Consider the following 18,355-nt stretch of genomic DNA (forward strand, 5'->3'; position numbering starts at 1 on the left):
TGAGGAACGCCATGAAGGGCTTCGTCTTCCACGGTCCCGGACAAGCCGGCTGGCAGGACGTCCCGGACCCCGCCGTCAAGGAACCCACCGACGCGATCGTCAAGGTCGGCGCCGTCACCATCTGCGGCACCGACCTGCACATCCTCAAGGGCGACGTGCCCGAGGTGCGCCCCGGCACGGTGCTCGGCCACGAGGCGGTCGGCGAGGTCGTCGAGGTCGGCAGCGACGTCCGCACCGTCCGGCCCGGCGACCGGGTCCTGATCTCCTGCATCACCTCCTGCGGCCGCTGCCGCTTCTGCCGCGACGGCTCCTACGGCCAGTGCCGGGGCGGCGGAGGCTGGATCCTCGGCCACCTCGTCGACGGCACGCAGGCCGAGTACGTCCGCGTCCCCTACGCCGACCTGTCCGTGTACCCGCTGCCCGGCACCCTGCGCAGCGAGGACGCCGTCCTGCTCGCCGACATCTTCCCGACCGCCTACGAGGTGGGCGTGCTCAACGGGCACGTACGCCCCGGCGACACCGTCGCCGTCGTCGGCGCCGGCCCCATCGGCCTGGCGGCGATCGCCACCGCCCGGCTGTTCGCACCGGAGCGGATCATCGCCGTCGACCTGGCCCCGGCCCGGCTGGAGGCCGCCCGCCGGCTCGGCGCCGACGCCGTGGCCGACGTCCACGAGGCCCCCGGCCAGCTGGTCGCCGACCTGACCGACGGGCTCGGCGCGGACGTGGTCGTCGAGGCGGTCGGCGCGCCCGAGAGCTTCGAGCTGTGCACGCGCATGGTCCGCCCCGGCGGGCACGTCGCCAACGTCGGCGTGCACGGCAGGCCGGCCACCCTGCACCTCGAGGAACTGTGGATCAAAAACGTGACCATCACGACGGGCCTGGTGGACACCTACAGCACGCCCACCCTGCTCCGGATGGCCGCGGCGGACCGGCTGCCCACCCGGCAGCTGGTCACCCACACCTTCCCGCTGGACCACATGGAGGAGGCGTACGACGTCTTCACCAAGGCCGCCGAGACCGGCGCGCTGAAGGTGGTCCTCGGCGGGGAGCAGCACGCGGAAGTCGCCGTTCCCACGGCCTGAGCGAAGGAGCGTGACGGCCGTGACCGGACCGACCAAAGCGCACGCGGCGACCAAGCTGCCGCCGGGCGACCTGGGCCGCCGCCTGACCGCCCGGCGGGCGGAGCTCGGCCTGAGCCGGCGGGAGGTGGCCGCACGCGCCGACATGGCGACCAGCTACCTCGGCTACCTGGAGGAGCACCCCGGTGCCGGGCCCGGCATCGGGGCGCTGATCCGGCTGGCGGAGGCGCTGGAGACCACCGTCACCGAGCTGACCGGCGGCGTCGTCGACCTGCCGCCCGGCCGCCGGCGGGCCGCCCGCGCACCCGTCTTCACCGAACTGGCGCCGGACGAGTGCCGGACCCTGCTGGGGACGCACGGGGTGGGCCGGCTGGCCCTGTCCACCGCCACCGGCCCGGTGGTGGTGCCCGTCAACTACAGCGTCGTCGACGAGGCGATCGTCTTCAGGACCGCCCTCGGCACGACGCCCTCGCTCGCCTCCGGCCAGCCGGTGGCCTTCGAGGTCGACCGCATCGACGACGCCTTCAGCGAGGGCTGGAGCGTCCTGGTGCGGGGACACGCCCGCACGGTCACGGACCCGCGGGAGCGGCAGCGCTTCAGCGAGCGGGCGTACAGCGCCCCGTGGGCCGGCGGCACGCGGGACGTGTGGGTGCGGATCGAACCGCACAGCGTGACGGGGCGCCGGATCGCGGGCTGACCGCACCGGCGCCGGCCCGGCGGCCCGGACGCGACGGAGCGACACCGCGGGGGATCGGTGCCGCTCCTGATCCCACTGTCACCCCGCGCCGCCCGCCGCGCCAGTGCCGTCCGGCCCACCGCCCGGGGCCGGACGGCCCGGGGCACCCGAGCAAGGAGGAGGAGGCCATGACCGGCAGCGAGACCGGCAGTCCCGCCCTGGTGAAGGACGTGATGACCCACCGGGTCCTCGCCCTGCGCACGGGCGCGGCCTTCAAGGACATCGTCGAGGCCATGCGGGCCTGGCGGGTCAGCGCCCTGCCGGTGCTCGACGACGCCGGCCGTGTCGTCGGCGTCGTCTCCGAGGCCGACCTGCTGCGCAAGGAGGAGTACCGCGACGCGGACACCCGCCGCAGCCGCGAGGAGCGCCACGTCGCGGAGGCCCGCAAGGCGGCCGCGGCGACCGCGGCCGACCTGATGACCGCCCCGGCCGTCACCGTGGGACCCGGCACCGGCCTCGGCCAGGCCGCCCGCGTCATGGCGCGCAGCGGCGTGAAACGGCTGCCGGTGGTCGCCCCGGACGGCACCCTGGAGGGCATCGTCAGCCGCTCCGACCTGCTGACGGTGTTCCTGCGGGACGACGAGGACATCGCCGGGGACGTCCGGCGGGAGGCCGTCGAGCCGCTGCTCGCCGCCCAGGCGCCGGACGTCCGCGTCGAGGTGCGCGACGGGGTCGTCACGCTCGCCGGCCGGGTCCCCGACACCGCCCTCGTCCCGCTCGCGGCGCGCCTGGCACGGGGCGTGCCGGGCGTGGTGGACGTGCACAGCGCGCTGGCCGGCCCGCCCCGCCGCCCGAACCTCGACCCGGACCTGCCGGACACGGACCGGGCCGCCACCCCCTGACACGCAGGGGGTGGCGGCCCGGTCCGCGGGCGGACGGCGGATCAGTCGTCGCCGCCCTTGGTCGTGGCGGTCTTCGAGTAGGCGTCGTGCCACGCGGCCTTCGCCCCGGAGTCGCCGACGCGGTACACGTCGACCACCGCTCCCACGGCGACGGCCAGCGACAGCACGCCGACGACTATGCGGACCGGCAGGGCGGACCAGCGCAGGCCGCCGCCCCCGCCCTGCTGCGGCTCCGCCTCCGCCTGGCCGCGCCGCGCGGCGAACCACACGAGCGCCGCCAGCACGAACAGGCCGAGCGCCCAGGGCAGCAGCCCGTCACCCAGCTCGGTGTGCTTGCGTACCAGGGCGTCGCTCTCCACGTGGCTCTCCAGCCACTCGCCGGCCTGCGTGGTCAGCGGCACGCTGATCAGCGCGACGAGGGCCAGGCCGGGCAGCAGGATGCCCAGACGCCGGGCGGCACGCGGCCACAGCGCCGCGGCCACCAGGGCCAGTGCGGTCAGCGGGATCAGCACGACGACCACGTGGACCAGAAGCACGTGGGCGGGCAGACCGTTGATCAGACTCATCGAGACGCTCTCCTGAAGGGGGGTCGGGGCCGCGCCAGCCTGGCACAGCAAGCTCTCAGTTACCTCTCAGTGCCGGCCGCCTCTCACGTCACCGTGCACGACTGGTCACCGAGCTCGAACGACGCCGGTTTCGTGTTGCTCCCCGACCAGGTCCCGGTGAACCCGAACCCCACGGACGAACCGGCCGCGACGGTGCCGTTCCAGCCGACGTTCTTCGCCGTCACCGAGGCGCCCGACTGACTGTGGTCGGCGTTCCAGAGCTGCGTGATCCGCTGCCCGTCGGCGAAGGTCCAGCCCAGGGACCAGCCCGACCAGTCCGCCGCTCCCGTGTTGGTCAGCTGGACGTCGGCCTGGAAGCCGCCCGCCCACTGGTTGGTGATCTTGTAACTGACCGTGCAGGCACCGGAAGGAGCCGGATCGCCGCCGCCCCCGCCCCCGCCGCCACCGGTGTCCGACGTGTCGCCGTAGATCACGCCCCGGCCGTTGGTCGAGACGTACACGCGGCCGTACACCCGCGGGTCGCCGGTGATCGCCGCGCCCGTGAAGGCCCACTGGTGGGCGTCGTCGTTGATCCGGGTCCAGGTCGCGCCCTTGTCGGTGGAGCGGAAGATGCCGCGGACCCCGCCGATCCGCGCGCTGGTGTAGAGCGTCTGGTACGACGCCCCGCTCGCCGCCTTGCCGAAGCCGATGGTGTCGGCCTGCTCGACACCCGCGAGCTTGGTGAAGCTCGCCCCGCCGTCGGCCGAGTGCCACAGGCCGTACGCGCCGCCCGCCGCGCCGCCGGCCAGCCACACGTCGCCCTCGGCGCCCGGCAGCGCCTTGAAGCGCACGCTGTCGCCGCTCGGCAGGCCGGTCGCGGCCGAGGCGGTGAAGGTGGCGCCGCCGTCCGTGCTGACGTAGAACTTCCCGGACTTGAAGCCGTAGAAGGTCTTCGGGTCCACCCGGTCCGACTCCACGGTCGCGCCCGCCGGGATGCCGCCGGACGCCGACCAGGACGAGCCGAAGCCGGTCGTGTACTGCACGCCGGTGCCCTTCGGGCTCCACACGAACCGGCTGCCGTCCGCGGCCGCCGCGACGGTGCCGCCGCCCGAGACGCCCGAGGGGTCGGTGCCGCCGAACCAGTCGGCCCCGTTGTCGGTGGAGAAGGCGATGTGCGGGCCGGAGTCCAGGTCGCCGACGCGGACCACCGTGTCCGGGTCCTTCTCGGCGAAGTCCAGGCTGGTGGTCGTGGTGAAGGTGGGGGAGGTGTACATCATCGGCGGGACCTTGGCCAGGTCCGTGTGCCGGAAGCCGCCGATGTCGCCCAGGGCGCTGAGGAGCAGGGCGCCGCCGGAGGGTGGCGCGGCGAGGTCGTTGACCGCCGTCTCCTCCAGCCCCTGCACCATGGGCCTCACGGTGAACTTTCCGCCGCTGTCCCACCGGGTCAGGTTCTCGGTGCCGTAGAGCGTCGCGCCCGTCCCGTACATCATCCGGTCGGAGTCGAACGGGTCGATCTCCAGCGACTCGGTCATCCAGCCGAGTTTGGGCGTCTGCTCGGGCGGCTGCGGGTTCGCGCCGAAGGTCAGCCAGGGGGAGGAGGACACGTCGATCGTGTAGCGGTTCGCGCGGTTCGGGTACGACGTGTAGTCCCACGCCTTCGTCCAGGTGGCGCCGCTGTCGGTGGAGCGGAAGAGCTGCGTGTCCGGCCACCAGGAGCTGTACGCCGTCGCCATCACCGTGCCGGGGTGCTGCCGGTCCACGGTCAGCCCGCTGAACCCGTAGGAGGTGTCGGCCTCCGCCACCGGGCTGACGTCCGTCCAGGTGCCGGTCGCGGTCGCGTACCGCCACAGCCGGCCCTTGCCGCCGTCGTACGGGCCGCCCTTGTCGCTGTAGGCGACGTACAGGTAGCCGTTCCTCGCGTCCAGCACGCCCTTGTGGGGGAGGTGGCCGGTCGGCTGGCCGGGCAGCCGCTGCCAGGTCGCGCCCGCGTCCGTCGAGCGGTACACCGGGTTGTCCTTGTCGGCGACCCCGACGTAGATCGTCTTGGTGGCGCTGCCGGACGTGCCGGTCGACTCGTCGAAGGTGACCCAGGCGATGCCCTGGTCGTCGGACAGGTAGCCGCTCGTGTCCGAGGGGTCCTGCCGGTAGTTCCCGGGATTGGGGAAGGCGGTGACCTGCGACCAGGTGACCCCGGAGTCCGCCGACCGCCACAGCCCCTTGCCGCTGGGCGCGCCCAGGTACAGCACGCTGTCCTTGTTCGGGTCGATCGCGAGGCGTTCGCCCATGCCCCGGCCGGGCATGTTGCCGCCCAGCTTGAACGGCAGGTCCGTCTTCCGCCAGCTCGCGCCCCGGTCGGCGGAGCGCAGCACCGCGCCGTTGCCGGGGTCCCAGTCGTTGGTGTACGTCCCGACGGCCGCGTAGACCTTGTCGGGGTCCACGGAGTCCGAGGCGAGGGACACCACGCCGGTGTGCCCCCACTCGTCCCAGCCGACGGAGTCCAGCAGCGGGGTCCAGGTCTTCGTCGACTGCTGCCAGCGGTAGGCGCCGCCGATGTCGGTGCGGGCGTAGACCAGGTTCTTCTCGGAACGGTTGAAGACGATGCCGGGGACGAAGCCGCCGCCGTCGATCCGGGCGTTGTGCCAGGTGTAGGTGTCGGCGGCGACGGCCGCCTGCGGCGCGGCGGCGGCCAGTGCGGGCGGGGTGCCGGCGAGCAGTCCGGCGGCCAGCGCCAGGACGGCCGTGAGGATGCGGGTTCTGCGCACGCTGGGGGTTCCTCTCCGGTGAGTGGGGGTGGGGGAGAGTCGCGGGAGGGAAGGACGACGGCCGGGCGGCCCCCTGTGCGGTGGGGACCGCCCGGCCGGGTGACCCCGTCGCCCTGTGACGGGGTCGTGCACGCGGAGCGTCAGCGGGGACTATTCGAGCAGCTCCGCGTACGAGCCCATGGCCATGGCGATGTCCGCCTCGGCCCAGAACCGGTGGTAGGTGAAGACGGGCGCGGCGCCGCCCTTGAGGTAGGCCTCGATCTTCGACCAGGCCGGGTCGTTCTTGTAGAAGGAGCGGATGGAGCTGAACGTCGAGGACGAGTTGATCGCGTCACCGTTCGGCATCGTGCCGGTCCAGCCGCTCGGCACGTACACGCTGTCGTTGAAGCGGCTGTAGTCGCTGCGGGTCTCCGGGACGGCGATGCCGAGGCTGTCCTGGTAGTTGCCCCACATGCCGTCCAGCAGCGCCTTCGCCGTCGACTTCGCCGTCGCGTCACCGGACTTCGCGCCGTAGTAGGTGAGCGTCTTGGCGTACGCGGCCGCCACACCGACGTCGTTGGTGTAGTCGGCGACGGTGACGTGGAGCCCGCTGTTGGAGCCGGGGCTCGACGGGTTCCAGGTGTCGGGCTGGCCGGACCACTTGAGGGTGGAGGGGATCTGGTAGGTGCCGTCCGGGTTGATCGTGGTCTTGGACAGCGCCCACTTCACCCACTTGTCCAGGACCGCCTTCGCGGCCGCGTTCCCGGTCTGCTGGTAGTACTCGGCGACCCGCTCCATCGACCAGGCCTGGAACCCGAACCACTGGTTGGACGGCGGGTCGTGGTAGACGGGCGCCTCGTCGTAGTACATGCCGTAGAACGTCGAGGTGCCCGCCGGCGGGGTGGCGTACCGGCCCTGCCAGCTGTTGGTCGCGCCGCCCGCGATGGCGCCCTCGGACGACTGCAGCCACTGGTAGAACTCCAGTTGCCGCTGCAGCGACTTGCCCCAGTCGCTCGCGCCGGTCGCCGACTTCGGCTTCAGGTCGGCGTCGGAGCTGAGCGCGTAGGCCGCGAGGGGGTTCTGGTAGCCGCCGTGGACGTGGCTGGAGCCGATGCGCCAGGCCCAGCCCGCGCTGGTGTCGGTGGCACCGCCCCAGGCGTAGTACCAGGACAGCAGGTAGTGCGAGGCGTCCTTGCCGGTGCCGGCCGGGCAGGACGAGGCCCCCACACAGTTGCCGATCTTCTTGAAGTACTTGTCGTACATGGCGTACCGCAGGTAGTCGCCCATCTTCGCCGCCTTGGCGACCGTGGCCGACACGTCGCTGCTCTTGCCCTGCGCCTTCGCCCACACGTCCGCCCAGTACGCGGCCTGCACCGCCCGCGCGTCGGCGTCCGGCGCGTCCGTGTACTTCCACTGCTTGGCGTAGGAGCTGTCGCCGGTGAACAGGTCCAGGTAGCCGTTCTTGCCGCCGTACTTGAAGGCGTCGCAGGTCGGCTGCGGGACCGTCTCCCAGACCGACTCCTGCGGGCCGCGCTGGAAGGTGTTGAGGTACGACGGCCCGGTGGCCGTCGGCCCGGCCTCGCACTTGCCGCCGGGGGTGTCACCGTAGCCGTAGACGTTGTCGACGTCCTGGATCCAGTGCATGCCGTACACGTCGTCCGTACCGTACGCGGACTTCAGCTCGCCGGCGATCGGGTCGGTACCCACGGAGACGGAGGTGTCCAGCTTCGCCGGGTACTGGTCCGGGGTGTCCTCCTCCGGCGCGTACGTCGCCGGCTTGGAGGCGTTGTAGAAGGAGTTGGTCGGCTGGTCGGCGTGGGTGGGGATCATGTACTTCTCCATGACGTCCCACGCGCCGTTGAACTTCGACCAGTCACCGGTGACCTTGCCGTACATCGCCTGCAGCCAGATGAGGTAGCTGTAGGCCTCCGACGTGGTCTCGTGGCCGTAGTCCGGGGCCTCGACGATCAGCGTCTCCACCGAGTGGTACGGGATGCCCTCGGGGGAGAAGTAGCCGTTCGCCGGGTTGGTGATCTTGCCGTACAGGTCCAGGAACCGGGCGTCGTACGCCTTCTGCGCGGCCAGTTCCGTGACCGTGACGGTGGCCTTGGCGTGGCCGGCCGCGGACGCGGTGAAGGTGGCGCTGCCGGTGCCGGAGGAGTCGGCCGTGACGGTCACCGTCTGCGCGGTGTTCCAGTTCGACGGCGTGAAGGTCAGCGACGAGCCCCCGGTGACCGACAGGCCCGTGTTGCCGTCCGTGCGGGCCACGCCCACCGTCACGTTCGCGCTCGGCTGCGTGGACAGCTTCACGCCGAACGTGCCCGTCTTGCCCTGCTGGACGCCCAGCTGGGTGGGCGAGGCCACCACGGCCGGACCCGAGGCCACCGTGATGCCGACCGGGGCCGACTCGGCGGAGGCGCCCAGGCTGTCGTACGCCTTCGCCACCAGCGAATGACTGCCCACGGTCAAACTTGAGGCCGAGAGCGAGTACGGCGCACTCGTGTCCGTGCCGAGCAGAGTGGTGTCGTCGTAGAACTCCACCTTGCTGATCGTCGCGTTGTCGGCCGCCGCCGCGGTCGCCGCGAGCGGGACCGCGTCCCCTTGCGTGTAGACCGCGCCCGGGGCCGGGCTGGTCAGCACGGTGACCGGCGGCTGGTGGGCGCCGGCGCAGGTCGTCCCGTTGACCGCGAAGGACGTCGGGGCGGCGTTGGTGCCGCTGTAGGTGAACTGGGCGCCCGTGGAGACCGCGGCGCCCGCGGCGATCGAGCCGTTGTACGAGGCGTTCTTGACGGTGATCGTCTTGCCCGACTGGGACCAGGTGCCGTTCCAGCCGTTCGTCAGCTGCTGGTTGCCCGTGTAGCCGTAGGTCAGGGTCCAGCCGTCGATCGCGGCGCTGCCGCGGTTGGTGATCGTGAGGTCGGCGGTGAAGCCTGAACCCCAGTCGTTGGTCTTGTAGTCGACGCTGCACTGCACGGTTGCGGCCTGGGCGGTCGTCGCGCCGGCGGCGAGCATCGACAGGGGCAGCGCGAGCGCGGCCACCGCGGCGGTCCACACCCGCCGCACGGCTCTGTGTCTGCGTCCGGGATCCATCGTGCTGGTTCCTCCTTGCGGCTTGGGGGCGCGCGGCTCGGGAGAGGTCAAGGGTTGAACCAGTGGGAGCGCTCCCATAGTGGGGATGGCCCCCGGGGCGGTCAAGATGCTTGAAGAGTCGAAAAAGATTCGACGTTCCGGCTTGAAGAAATGTCGGCAACCCCCTGTGCAAGGGCGGCAGTTGGCGCTACCTTCCTTCGCACCAGTGGGAGCGATTCCATTCACTCGACGCGTCCGTCACGGCGCGCCAAGCTGCAAGGACTCGCTCATGCGACACCCCCCGCGTTCCGTACTCTTAGCTTTCGCCGGTGCCGTCGCGCTCGTCTCGGGCGCGGTGGTCCCGGTGGTCACGGCCCAGGGAGCCACGCAGGCCTGCACGGTGGAGTACACCGTCACCAGCCAGTGGGACAGCGGCTTCCAGGGTTCCGTGAAGATCACGAACAACCAGGCCGCGCTGAGCAGTTGGAAGCTCACCTTCGACTTCGCGGGCGGCCAGAAGGTCACCCAGGGCTGGAACGCCAAGTGGTCCCAGTCCGGCACCGCGGTGACCGCCGCCAACGAGAGCTACAACGGCTCCCTCGGCACCGGCGCGAGCGTCAGCGCGGGCTTCCTCGGCTCCTGGTCGGGGAGCAACCCCGTGCCGGCGGCGTTCAAGCTCAACGGCACGACCTGCAACGTCGACACCGAGCCCACACCACCCCCCACGTCACCCCCTCCGACCGACCCTCCGCCGTCGGGCGGTACCGCGCCCGCCCTGCACGTGTCGGGCACCAAGCTCGTGGACGCCGGCGGCAAGGCGCGCCGGCTGCTCGGCGTGAACCGCTCCGGCGGCGAGTTCATGTGCGTGCAGGGCTACGGCATCTGGGACGGACCCGTGGACGACGCGGCGATCCAGGCGATCGCCGACTGGAAGGCCAACGCGATCCGCATCCCGCTGAACGAGGAGTGCTGGCTGGGCCTCGCCAACGTCAAACCCGAGTACGCCGGGGCCCACTACATCGACGCGGTCAAGGAGCTGGTCGCCCGCGCCGAGGCGCACGGCCTGACCCCGATCGTCGAGATGCACTGGAACCAGGGCCAGTACACCGGCAACTCGGCCGGCTGCTCGGACGTGCACGCCACCTGCCAGAAGCCGATGCCCGACGCCCAGTACGCCCCGTCGTTCTGGTCCTCGGTCGCCGGCACCTTCAAGGACGACCAGGCCGTCGTGTTCGACCTGTTCAACGAGCCGTACCCGGACCGGGCGACCTCCAGCACCACGGACGCCTGGAAGTGCTGGCGGGACGGCGGCACCTGCCCCGGCATCTCCTACGAGGTCGCCGGCATGCAGGACCTCGTCGACGCCGTGCGCGGCGCCGGCGCGAAGAACGTCGTCATGGCCGGCGGGCTGGCCTACTCCAACGACCTCAGCCAGTGGCTGACGTACCGGCCCACCGACCCGGCGGGCAATCTCGCCGCCGCGTACCACGTGTACAACTTCAACACCTGCTCCAGCGAGAGCTGCTGGAACTCCACCCTCGCCCCGGTCGCCGCCCAGGTGCCGCTGGTGGCGGGCGAGATCGGTGAGAACACCTGCTCGCACGGTTTCGTCGACCAGGTCATGAAGTGGTTCGACGCCCACGACCTGTCCTACCTGGGCTGGACCTGGAACACCTGGGACTGCTCCTCCGGACCGTCCCTCATCTCCTCGTACGACGGCACCCCCACCGCTTACGGGGCCGGGCTGCGCGACCACCTGCGCGCCCTCAACCCGTAGATCCCGACGGACGACAGAAGGAAACCCGCACTCATGAGTCCTACCAGAACGTCGCTGCTCGCTGCCCTGGTGCTGGTCGCCGGGGCCTCCGGGACGGCGCTCGTCGCCGGGCCGGCCGGTGCCGCGGCCACCTCCGTCCCCTGCACCGTCGCCTACCAGATCCAGAACCAGTGGGACACCGGCTTCACCGCCAACGTCACCGTCACCAACAACGGTGCGAGCAGGTCGGGTTGGTCGGTGAAGTGGTCGTACGACGGCAACCAGAAGGTCACCAACGCGTGGAACGCGAAGGTCACCCAGAGCGGTGCCGCCGTCACCGCCGCCAACGAGAGCTACAACGGCTCCCTGGCCAACGGCGGTTCCGTCAGCTTCGGCTTCCAGGGCACCTACAGCGGCACCAACGCCGTGCCCGCCACCTTCACCCTCGACGGGACCACCTGCAACGTCGACGACGGCGGCAGCACCGGTGGCAGCACGGGCGGAACCACCGGTGGGAGCACCGGAGGCAGCACGGGTGGCACCACCGGCGGCAGCACCGGCGGAAGCACGGGCGGCAGCACCGGTGGCGACACCGGCGGCGGCACCGGCAGCCGCGTCGACAACCCCTACGCCGGGGCCAAGGTGTACGTGAACCCCGAGTGGTCGGCCCACGCCGCCGCCGAACCGGGCGGCAGCCGCATCTCCAACCAGCCCACCGCCGTCTGGCTCGACCGGATCGCCACCATCAACGGCGTCAACGGCGGCATGGGCCTGCGCGCCCACCTGGACGAGGCCCTGAAGCAGAAGGGCTCCGGCGACCTGGTCGTCCAGCTGGTCATCTACGACCTGCCCGGCCGTGACTGCTCCGCCCTCGCCTCCAACGGCGAACTCGGGCCGGACGACATCGACAAGTACAAGAGCCAGTACATCGACCCGATCGCCTCGATCCTCTCCGACGCGAAGTACGCGGGTCTGCGGATCGCCACGGTCATCGAGCCCGACTCGCTGCCGAACCTGGTCACCAACGCCGGGGGTACCGCGGGCAGCACCGACGCCTGCGCGACCATGAAGGCCAACGGCAACTACGAGAAGGGCGTCAGCTACGCCCTCGACAAGCTGGGCGCCATCCCGAACGTCTACAACTACATCGACGCCGGCCACCACGCCTGGCTCGGCTGGGACTCCAACCTCGGTCCCTCCGTCCAGGAGTTCTACAAGGTCGTCACCAGCAACGGCGCCAGTGTGAACGACGTGGCCGGGTTCATCGTCAACACCGCCAACTACAGCGCCACCAAGGAGCCGTACTTCAAGGTCACCGACAGCGTGAACGGCCAGACCGTGCGCCAGTCGAAGTGGGTCGACTGGAACCAGTACGTGGACGAGCAGTCGTTCGCGCAGGCGCTGCGGGACAAGCTGGTCGCGGCCGGGTTCAACTCGAGCCTCGGCATGCTGATCGACACCTCCCGCAACGGCTGGGGCGGCTCCGCCCGGCCCACCAAGTCGGGCCCGCTGACCTCCGTCGACGACTACGTGAACGGCAGCCGGATCGACCGGCGCATCCACGCCGGCAACTGGTGCAACCAGAGCGGCGCCGGACTCGGCGAACGGCCCACCGCGGCGCCCGCCGCCGGCATCGACGCCTACGTCTGGGTCAAGCCGCCGGGGGAGTCCGACGGTGCCAGCTCCGCCGTCGCGAACGACGAGGGCAAGGGCTTCGACCGCATGTGCGACCCGACGTACGGCGGCAACGCCCGCAACGGCAACAACCCCACCGGCGCCCTGCCGAACGCGCCGCTGGCCGGGCACTGGTTCTCCGCCCAGTTCCAGCAGCTGATGCAGAACGCCTACCCGCCGCTGTCCTGACCGGCTGAGCATCCGCCGGGGCCCGGCCCCTGCCGGCCGCGCCCCGGCGGATCCTTTTTGCGGCACCGGCAACAGAAGTGGTCCCGGCCCCGCGTTCGGGCGCAGGCTGTCCGCATCCGGACGACAGCGCCCAGGAGGCCGAACCCATGGCACACGCACACCACAGCCACCACCCGCACCAGGGCCATCACCACGGCGACGACGTCGACTGGGGTGCGATGGCCGCGATGCTGGAGACGGAGGCCGAGGTGTCCGCACCGGCGTACTCCCGGGCCCTGGCCTGGCTGGGCGAGGAAGTGACCGAGCCCGGCCTGGTCGTCGACGCGGGCAGCGGGCCCGGGGTGATCTCCGGCCTCTTCGCGCAGACCTTCCCCGGCGCCCGGGTGATCGCCGCCGACGGCTCCGAGCCGCTGCTGGAGCGCGCCCGGGCCCGCGCCGCCCGCCTCGGCTACGGCGACCGCTTCGGCACCCTCGCCGGTGAGCTGCCCGGCGCGCTGGGGGAGCTGGAGTACCCGGCGGACCTGCTGTGGGCGAGCCGCAGCGTGCACCACCTCGGCGACCAGCGGGCCGCGCTCACCGCGTTCGCCGAGCGGCTCGCGCCCGGCGGCACCCTGGCGATCCTGGAGGGCGGCCTCGCCCCCCGCTACCTGCCCCGCGACATCGGCTTCGGCCGCCCCGGCCTGCAGGCACGCCTCGACGCCGTGCAGGAGGACCGGTTCGCCCGGATGCGCGCCGAGCTGCCGGACACCGTCGCCGAGACCGAGGACTGGCCCGCGCTGCTCACGGCCGCCGGCCTGGAGCACACCGGCACCCGCAGCTTCCTGCTCGACCTGCCCGCCCCGGTCCCGGACCAGGTCCGCGCCCACGTCGCCGCCGTCCTGACCCGGACCAGGGACATCCACGCCGACGCCCTCGACGCCGACGACCGCGCCACCCTCGACCGCCTCCTCGACCCGGCCGACGACGGCAGCGTCCACCAGCGCCCGGACGTGTTCCTGCTGGCGGCCCACACGGTCCACCGGGCGGTCCGCCCCCGGTGACGGGGCTTGACCTGGAGAGCGCTCCAAGTGATGGACTCCCTCGCGTTCACCGACATCGAGGGGGAAACCATGCACGACTCTCCGGTAGCGCTCATCACCGGTGGCGGCAGCGGTATCGGCGCCGCCGTGGCCCGGCAGTTGCTGGCCGCCGGGCACCGGGTCACCGTCACCGGACGCGGCGAGCGGCGGCTGCGGGACTTCGCCGACGCCCTGGGGAACCCCGCCGGACTGCTGACGGTCGCCGGCGACGCCGCCTCCTACGACGACGTACGGGGCGCGGTCGAGCGCACGCTCGGGGAGTACGGACGGCTGGACACGGTCGTCTCCAACGCCGGCTTCGCCACCCACGACTCCGTCGCCGACGGCGACCCGGCCGGCTGGCCCGAGATGGTCCTCACCAACGTCCTCGGCCCCGCGTTCCTCGTCCGCGCCTCCGTCGACGCGCTGAAGGAGACCCGGGGCCGGATCGTGCTCGTGGGCAGCGTCGCCGGCTTCGTGCCGACGCCGGGCAATCTCTACGGCGCCACCAAGTGGGCGGTCACCGGACTCGCCGAGAACACCCGGCGCCAGGTCACCGAGTTCGGCGTCGGGGTTACCCTGGTCGCCCCCGGCCGGGTCGAGACGCCCTTCTGGCACGGCTACGGCAGCCTGCCCCCGGGACGTCTGCTGACCGCCGACCAGATCGCCGACTCCGTCGTCTGGGCGATCCGGCAGCCGGCCGGGGTCGACGTCAACACCGTCGTCGTACGTCCGTTGGGACAGCCCAACTGACGTTTGACGACGATCAGTTGTTCTGCAGGAACTGCCGGGCCAGCCGGTCCCCGAGGGAGACCGCCGCGCTGTGGCTCTCGATGGGGGAGACCTGGGAGTTCTTGAACAGGATGTAGGTCACGCCGGAGTCGGCCCCGCCGGTCGCCGGGTCGGGGTCTATGCCGAGCGCCTTGGCGGTGGCGTACGACGCCTCGCCGATGATCTTCGTGGGGCCGGTGTCGCCGACGACGGCGTACTCGACCTTGCCGTTGTAGACGACGGCGACCACGCCGCCGCCCTTGACGCCGGCGCTCGCGTAGTTCCAGATACTGCTGGAGCTCGGCACCACGACGTACGGCAGGGACTCGGCCTTCAGCGGCTTGCCGTCGGACTGGTGGAACGCGGTGTCGTCCTGGTACCAGGGGTCGCGGTCCTCGTTGCAGTTGGTGGTGCGCTGTCCGTCGCAGTCGATGTCCATGTCGGCCTTCCAGAACACCGCGCCGTTCTTGCCGCACACCGGGACCGTCGCCGAGGTCTCGTCGTCGGTCTTGTACTTGCCCTGCGATATCTGCGAGCAGGACGTCACCTTGGCGAGCAGGTCGGCCGCGCTGACGGTGCCCTCCTGGGTCGAGGCGGGGGCGGACGCGGTGCCGGACGCGTGGGCGGGAAGCACTCCGGCGGCGAGCAGGGCGGCCGCGGAGGCGGCGCCGAGGGTCAGTGAACGAAGACGCACTGTGGGGGACCCTTCTGTTAGGAAAGTTTCCTTACCGGGCTGGGTACAAGGTGGCCCATCTGCATGTCCCCGTCAACCCTGGGGGAGGAATCCCGCCGCCCGCGGGACAGCCGGCGCACGACGCGGCCGCCCGCCCCGCCATCGCGGCGGGACGGGCGGCCGTGGGTGCCGGGTGGGCGTCAGGCCAGGTCGAACGCCGCCGGGTCCGGGCCCAGGCGCCGGTCCTCGTTCAGGGCGCTGATCGCCGCGAGGTCCTCGTCGTCCAGGTGGAAGTCGAACACCGCGATGTTCTCCTTGATCCGCGACGGCGTCACGGACTTCGGGATCACGACGTTGCCGAGCTGGATGTGCCAGCGCAGCACGACCTGCGCCGGAGTGCGGCCGTGCTTGCGCGCGATGGCGACGATCGCCGGCACCTCCAGCAGGCCCTTGCCCTGGCCGAGCGGCGACCAGGCCTCCGTGGCGATGCCCTGCTCGGCGTGGAACTCCCGCGCCTCGCGCTGCTGCAGGTGCGGGTGCAGCTCGATCTGGTTGACCGCCGGGATCACCGACGTCTCCGCGATCAGCCGGCGCAGGTGCTCGGGCAGGAAGTTGGACACGCCGATGGCCTTCGCGCGGCCGTCGGCGTACAGCTTCTCGAACGCCCGGTAGGTGTCGAGGTACGTGTCCCGGGACGGCAGCGGCCAGTGGATCAGGTACAGATCCACGTAGTCCAGGCCCAGCTTCTCCAGCGACGCGTCGAACGCGCGCAGCGTGGAGTCGTACCCCTGGTCGCTGTTCCAGAGCTTGGTGGTGACGAAGATGTCCTCACGGGGCAGGCCGGAGGCGGCGAGGGCCTTGCCGGTGCCCTTCTCGTTGCCGTAGATCGCCGCTGTGTCGATGCTGCGGTACCCGGCCTCGAGCGCCGTGCCGACGGCCCGCTCGGCCTCGTCGTCCGGCACCTGCCAGACGCCGAAGCCCAGCTGGGGCATCTCGACGCCGTTGTTGAGGATGATCGGGGGGACCTTGCTGCTCACGAGCTCGTTGATCCTTCGGTTGTGGACAGGTCGTTTCCATCGTCAACGATCAGACGCCGCGATGCATTCCTGACCCACCGGCACCACCGAATCCGCACGGACCGTTGACCGCCCCGGAGCCGGTTCAGGCCCGGTACAGGGCCTCGACCTCCGTCTCGTACGCCTTCTCGATCGCCTTGCGCTTCAGCTTCAGCGAGGGCGTCAGCAGGCCGTGCTCCTCGGTGAACGGCTGCGCCAGGATCCGGAAGGTGCGGATCGACTCGGCCTGGGAGACCAGGGTGTTCGCGGCGACGACCGCCCGCCGCACCTCCGTCTCCAGGTCCGCGTCGCGCACCAGCTGCGCCGGGCTCAGCCGGGGCTTGCCGCGCATCTGCAGCCAGTGCTCCACGGCCTCCTGGTCGAGGGTGACCAGGGCGGCTATGTAGGGGCGGTCGTTGCCGACGACGATGCACTGGTTGACCAGCGGATGGTCGCGGACCCGCTCCTCCAGCACGCCCGGGGAGACGCTCTTGCCGCCGGAGGTCACCAGGATCTCCTTCTTGCGGCCGGTGATCGTCAGATAGCCGTCCTCGTCGAGGGAGCCGAGGTCGCCGGTGGCCAGCCAGCCGTCGTGCAGGCTCGCGTCGGTGGCCTTCTGGTTGTTCAGGTAGCCCTGGAAGACGTTCCCGCCGTGCAGCCAGACCTCCCCGTCGTCCGCGATGTGCACGGTGGTGCCGGGGATGGCCTGGCCGACGGTGCCGTAGCGGGTGCGCTCGGGCGGGTTGGCGGTCGCCGCGGCCGTCGACTCGGTCAGGCCGTAGCCCTCGTAGATCTGCACGCCCGCGCCCGCGAAGAACAGCCCCAGCCGGCGGTCCATCCCCGAGCCGCCGGACATCGCGTTGCGGATCCGGCCGCCCATCGCCGCGCGCACCTTGGAGTACACGAGCTTGTCGAACAGCTGGTGCTGCATGCGCAGCCCCGCCGACGGGCCGGGCCCGGTGCCCCAGGCCTTCGCCTCCACCGCCTCCGCGTACTTCACGGCGATGTCGACCGCCTTCTCGAACGGCCCCGACTTGCCCTCCTTCTCCGCCTTGCGCCGGGAGGCGTTGAACACCTTCTCGAAGATGTACGGCACGGCGAGGATGAAGGTCGGCTTGAACGCCTGCAGGTCGGGCAGCAGGGCGGCGGCGTTCAGCTGCGGCTGGTGGCCGAGGCGGACCCTGCCGCGGATCGTGGCGACCTCCACCATCCGCCCGAAGACGTGGGCGAGCGGCAGGAACAGCAGGGTGGACGCCTCGTCGCCCTTCTTGGAGTGGAACACCGGCTCCCAGCGCCCCACCACGCTGTCCGCCTCGACCATGAAGTTCGCGTGGGAGAGCACGCAGCCCTTGGGGCGGCCCGTGGTGCCCGAGGTGTAGATGATCGTGGCGACCGAGTCGGGCGTGACCGCCTGCCGGTGCCGGTGCACCACGTCGTCGTCCAGGTGCGCCCCCGCGTCGTAGAGCTCCTGCAGGCAGCCCTCGTCCAGCTGCCAGAGCCGGCGCAGCCGGGGCAGCCGGTCGATGACGGTGGCGATGGTCATCGCGTGGTCCTCGTGCTCCACGACCGCCGCCGTGACCTCGGCGTCGTACAGCATCCAGAAGCACTGCTCGGCCGACGACGTGGGGTAGACGGGGACGACCTGGGCGCCGATCGTCCACAGCGCGAAGTCGAACAGGGTCCACTCGTAGCGGGTGCGGGACATGATCGCGACCCGGTCGCCGAAGCGCACGCCCTGGGCGAGCAGTCCCTTGGCCAGGGCGAGGACCTCGTCGCGGAACTCGGCTGAGGTCACGTCCCGCCACTGGCCGGCGGCGTCCTTGCGGCCGAGGGCGACGTGCAGCGGGTCGGTCCGGGCATGCTCGAACACGACGTCTGCCAGACCGCCGACCGGCGGCGCCGACGCCAACGGCGGGGTGGTGAACTCGCGCAAAACCTGGCTCCCGATCCTCGCTGCTTGGTCAGGCCCCTCATGCTCGGCAGCGCCGTGAAAGCTACCCCACCCGTCAGCCGGGCGGGAGGGGTACGGAAACCGAGCAAAACTCACGTTCTTCCCGCACGACGACCGGAAAATGCCCGCACATGGGGAAGGGCCGGACACAATACTGACGGGTCAGTAAGTTTCGGTCCCGTAATCTCCACCGAATCTGTACGCGCCGATTACCGG

Annotated in this window: 13 protein-coding genes; 7 read left to right on the forward strand and 6 right to left on the reverse strand. The window is 71.5% G+C overall.

The features are described 5' to 3' along the window. Positions 1-11: 11 nt before the first annotated feature. The 3 genes from AQJ66_RS03925 to AQJ66_RS03935 all read left to right on the forward strand — a co-directional run bounded on the left by AQJ66_RS03925 (position 12) and on the right by AQJ66_RS03935 (position 2,657). Positions 12-1,082, forward strand: a complete 1,071-nt coding sequence (locus AQJ66_RS03925) for a zinc-dependent alcohol dehydrogenase family protein (RefSeq protein WP_061916340.1) — start codon at positions 12-14, stop codon at positions 1,080-1,082. 19 nt (positions 1,083-1,101) lie between these two features. After that, the gene (locus tag AQJ66_RS03930; RefSeq protein ID WP_107118839.1) at positions 1,102-1,776 is read left to right on the forward strand and encodes a helix-turn-helix domain-containing protein; all 675 of its coding nucleotides are present in this window, start codon (positions 1,102-1,104) and stop codon (positions 1,774-1,776) included. Positions 1,777-1,943: 167 nt separating this feature from the next. Further along, complete coding sequence (locus AQJ66_RS03935; RefSeq protein WP_061916346.1) at positions 1,944-2,657, forward strand: CBS domain-containing protein; 714 nt, start codon at positions 1,944-1,946, stop codon at positions 2,655-2,657. A gap of 41 nt (positions 2,658-2,698) precedes the next feature. Here AQJ66_RS03935 and AQJ66_RS03940 read toward each other — a convergent pair whose 3' ends face one another. From AQJ66_RS03940 to AQJ66_RS03950, 3 genes are all read right to left on the reverse strand, one after another. Next, positions 2,699-3,223, reverse strand: a complete 525-nt coding sequence (locus AQJ66_RS03940) for a DUF2231 domain-containing protein (RefSeq protein WP_061916348.1) — start codon at positions 3,221-3,223, stop codon at positions 2,699-2,701. An 83-nt stretch (positions 3,224-3,306) separates the two neighbouring features. Then, positions 3,307-5,964: a cellulose binding domain-containing protein gene (locus AQJ66_RS03945; protein WP_061916351.1), complete on the reverse strand. Its 2,658-nt coding sequence runs from the start codon at positions 5,962-5,964 to the stop codon at positions 3,307-3,309. A 150-nt stretch (positions 5,965-6,114) separates the two neighbouring features. Further along, on the reverse strand, positions 6,115-9,033 hold the full coding sequence (locus AQJ66_RS03950) for a glycoside hydrolase family 48 protein (protein WP_061916354.1): 2,919 nt from the start codon (positions 9,031-9,033) through the stop codon (positions 6,115-6,117). 268 nt (positions 9,034-9,301) lie between these two features. On the opposite strand from AQJ66_RS03950, the gene AQJ66_RS03955 reads away from it, so the two are divergent. The 4 genes from AQJ66_RS03955 to AQJ66_RS03970 all read left to right on the forward strand — a co-directional run bounded on the left by AQJ66_RS03955 (position 9,302) and on the right by AQJ66_RS03970 (position 14,442). Further along, on the forward strand, positions 9,302-10,789 hold the full coding sequence (locus AQJ66_RS03955; RefSeq protein WP_079060046.1) for a cellulase family glycosylhydrolase: 1,488 nt from the start codon (positions 9,302-9,304) through the stop codon (positions 10,787-10,789). A gap of 33 nt (positions 10,790-10,822) precedes the next feature. After that, positions 10,823-12,631 (forward strand): glycoside hydrolase family 6 protein, encoded by a 1,809-nt coding sequence (locus AQJ66_RS03960; RefSeq protein ID WP_061916358.1) that lies wholly within the window; start codon positions 10,823-10,825, stop codon positions 12,629-12,631. 146 nt (positions 12,632-12,777) lie between these two features. Next, positions 12,778-13,671 carry a class I SAM-dependent methyltransferase gene (locus tag AQJ66_RS03965; protein ID WP_061916361.1) on the forward strand — a complete coding sequence of 298 codons (894 nt, stop codon included), beginning with the start codon at positions 12,778-12,780 and terminating at the stop codon, positions 13,669-13,671. 69 nt (positions 13,672-13,740) lie between these two features. Continuing rightward, complete coding sequence (locus tag AQJ66_RS03970; RefSeq protein ID WP_061916761.1) at positions 13,741-14,442, forward strand: SDR family oxidoreductase; 702 nt, start codon at positions 13,741-13,743, stop codon at positions 14,440-14,442. A 13-nt stretch (positions 14,443-14,455) separates the two neighbouring features. On the opposite strand, the gene AQJ66_RS03975 is transcribed toward AQJ66_RS03970, so the two are convergent. The 3 genes from AQJ66_RS03975 to AQJ66_RS03985 all read right to left on the reverse strand — a co-directional run bounded on the left by AQJ66_RS03975 (position 14,456) and on the right by AQJ66_RS03985 (position 18,121). Next, on the reverse strand, positions 14,456-15,154 hold the full coding sequence (locus tag AQJ66_RS03975; RefSeq protein WP_061916364.1) for a glycoside hydrolase family 75 protein: 699 nt from the start codon (positions 15,152-15,154) through the stop codon (positions 14,456-14,458). A gap of 179 nt (positions 15,155-15,333) precedes the next feature. Next, on the reverse strand, positions 15,334-16,170 hold the full coding sequence (locus AQJ66_RS03980) for an aldo/keto reductase (protein ID WP_061916367.1): 837 nt from the start codon (positions 16,168-16,170) through the stop codon (positions 15,334-15,336). Positions 16,171-16,294: 124 nt separating this feature from the next. Next, entirely contained in the window at positions 16,295-18,121 is a 1,827-nt protein-coding gene (locus AQJ66_RS03985) for an AMP-dependent synthetase/ligase (RefSeq protein ID WP_061916370.1), read from the reverse strand. Positions 18,122-18,355 lie beyond the last annotated feature (234 nt).

It is taken from the genome of Streptomyces bungoensis, assembly GCF_001514215.1.
Classification (GTDB): domain Bacteria; phylum Actinomycetota; class Actinomycetes; order Streptomycetales; family Streptomycetaceae; genus Streptomyces; species Streptomyces bungoensis.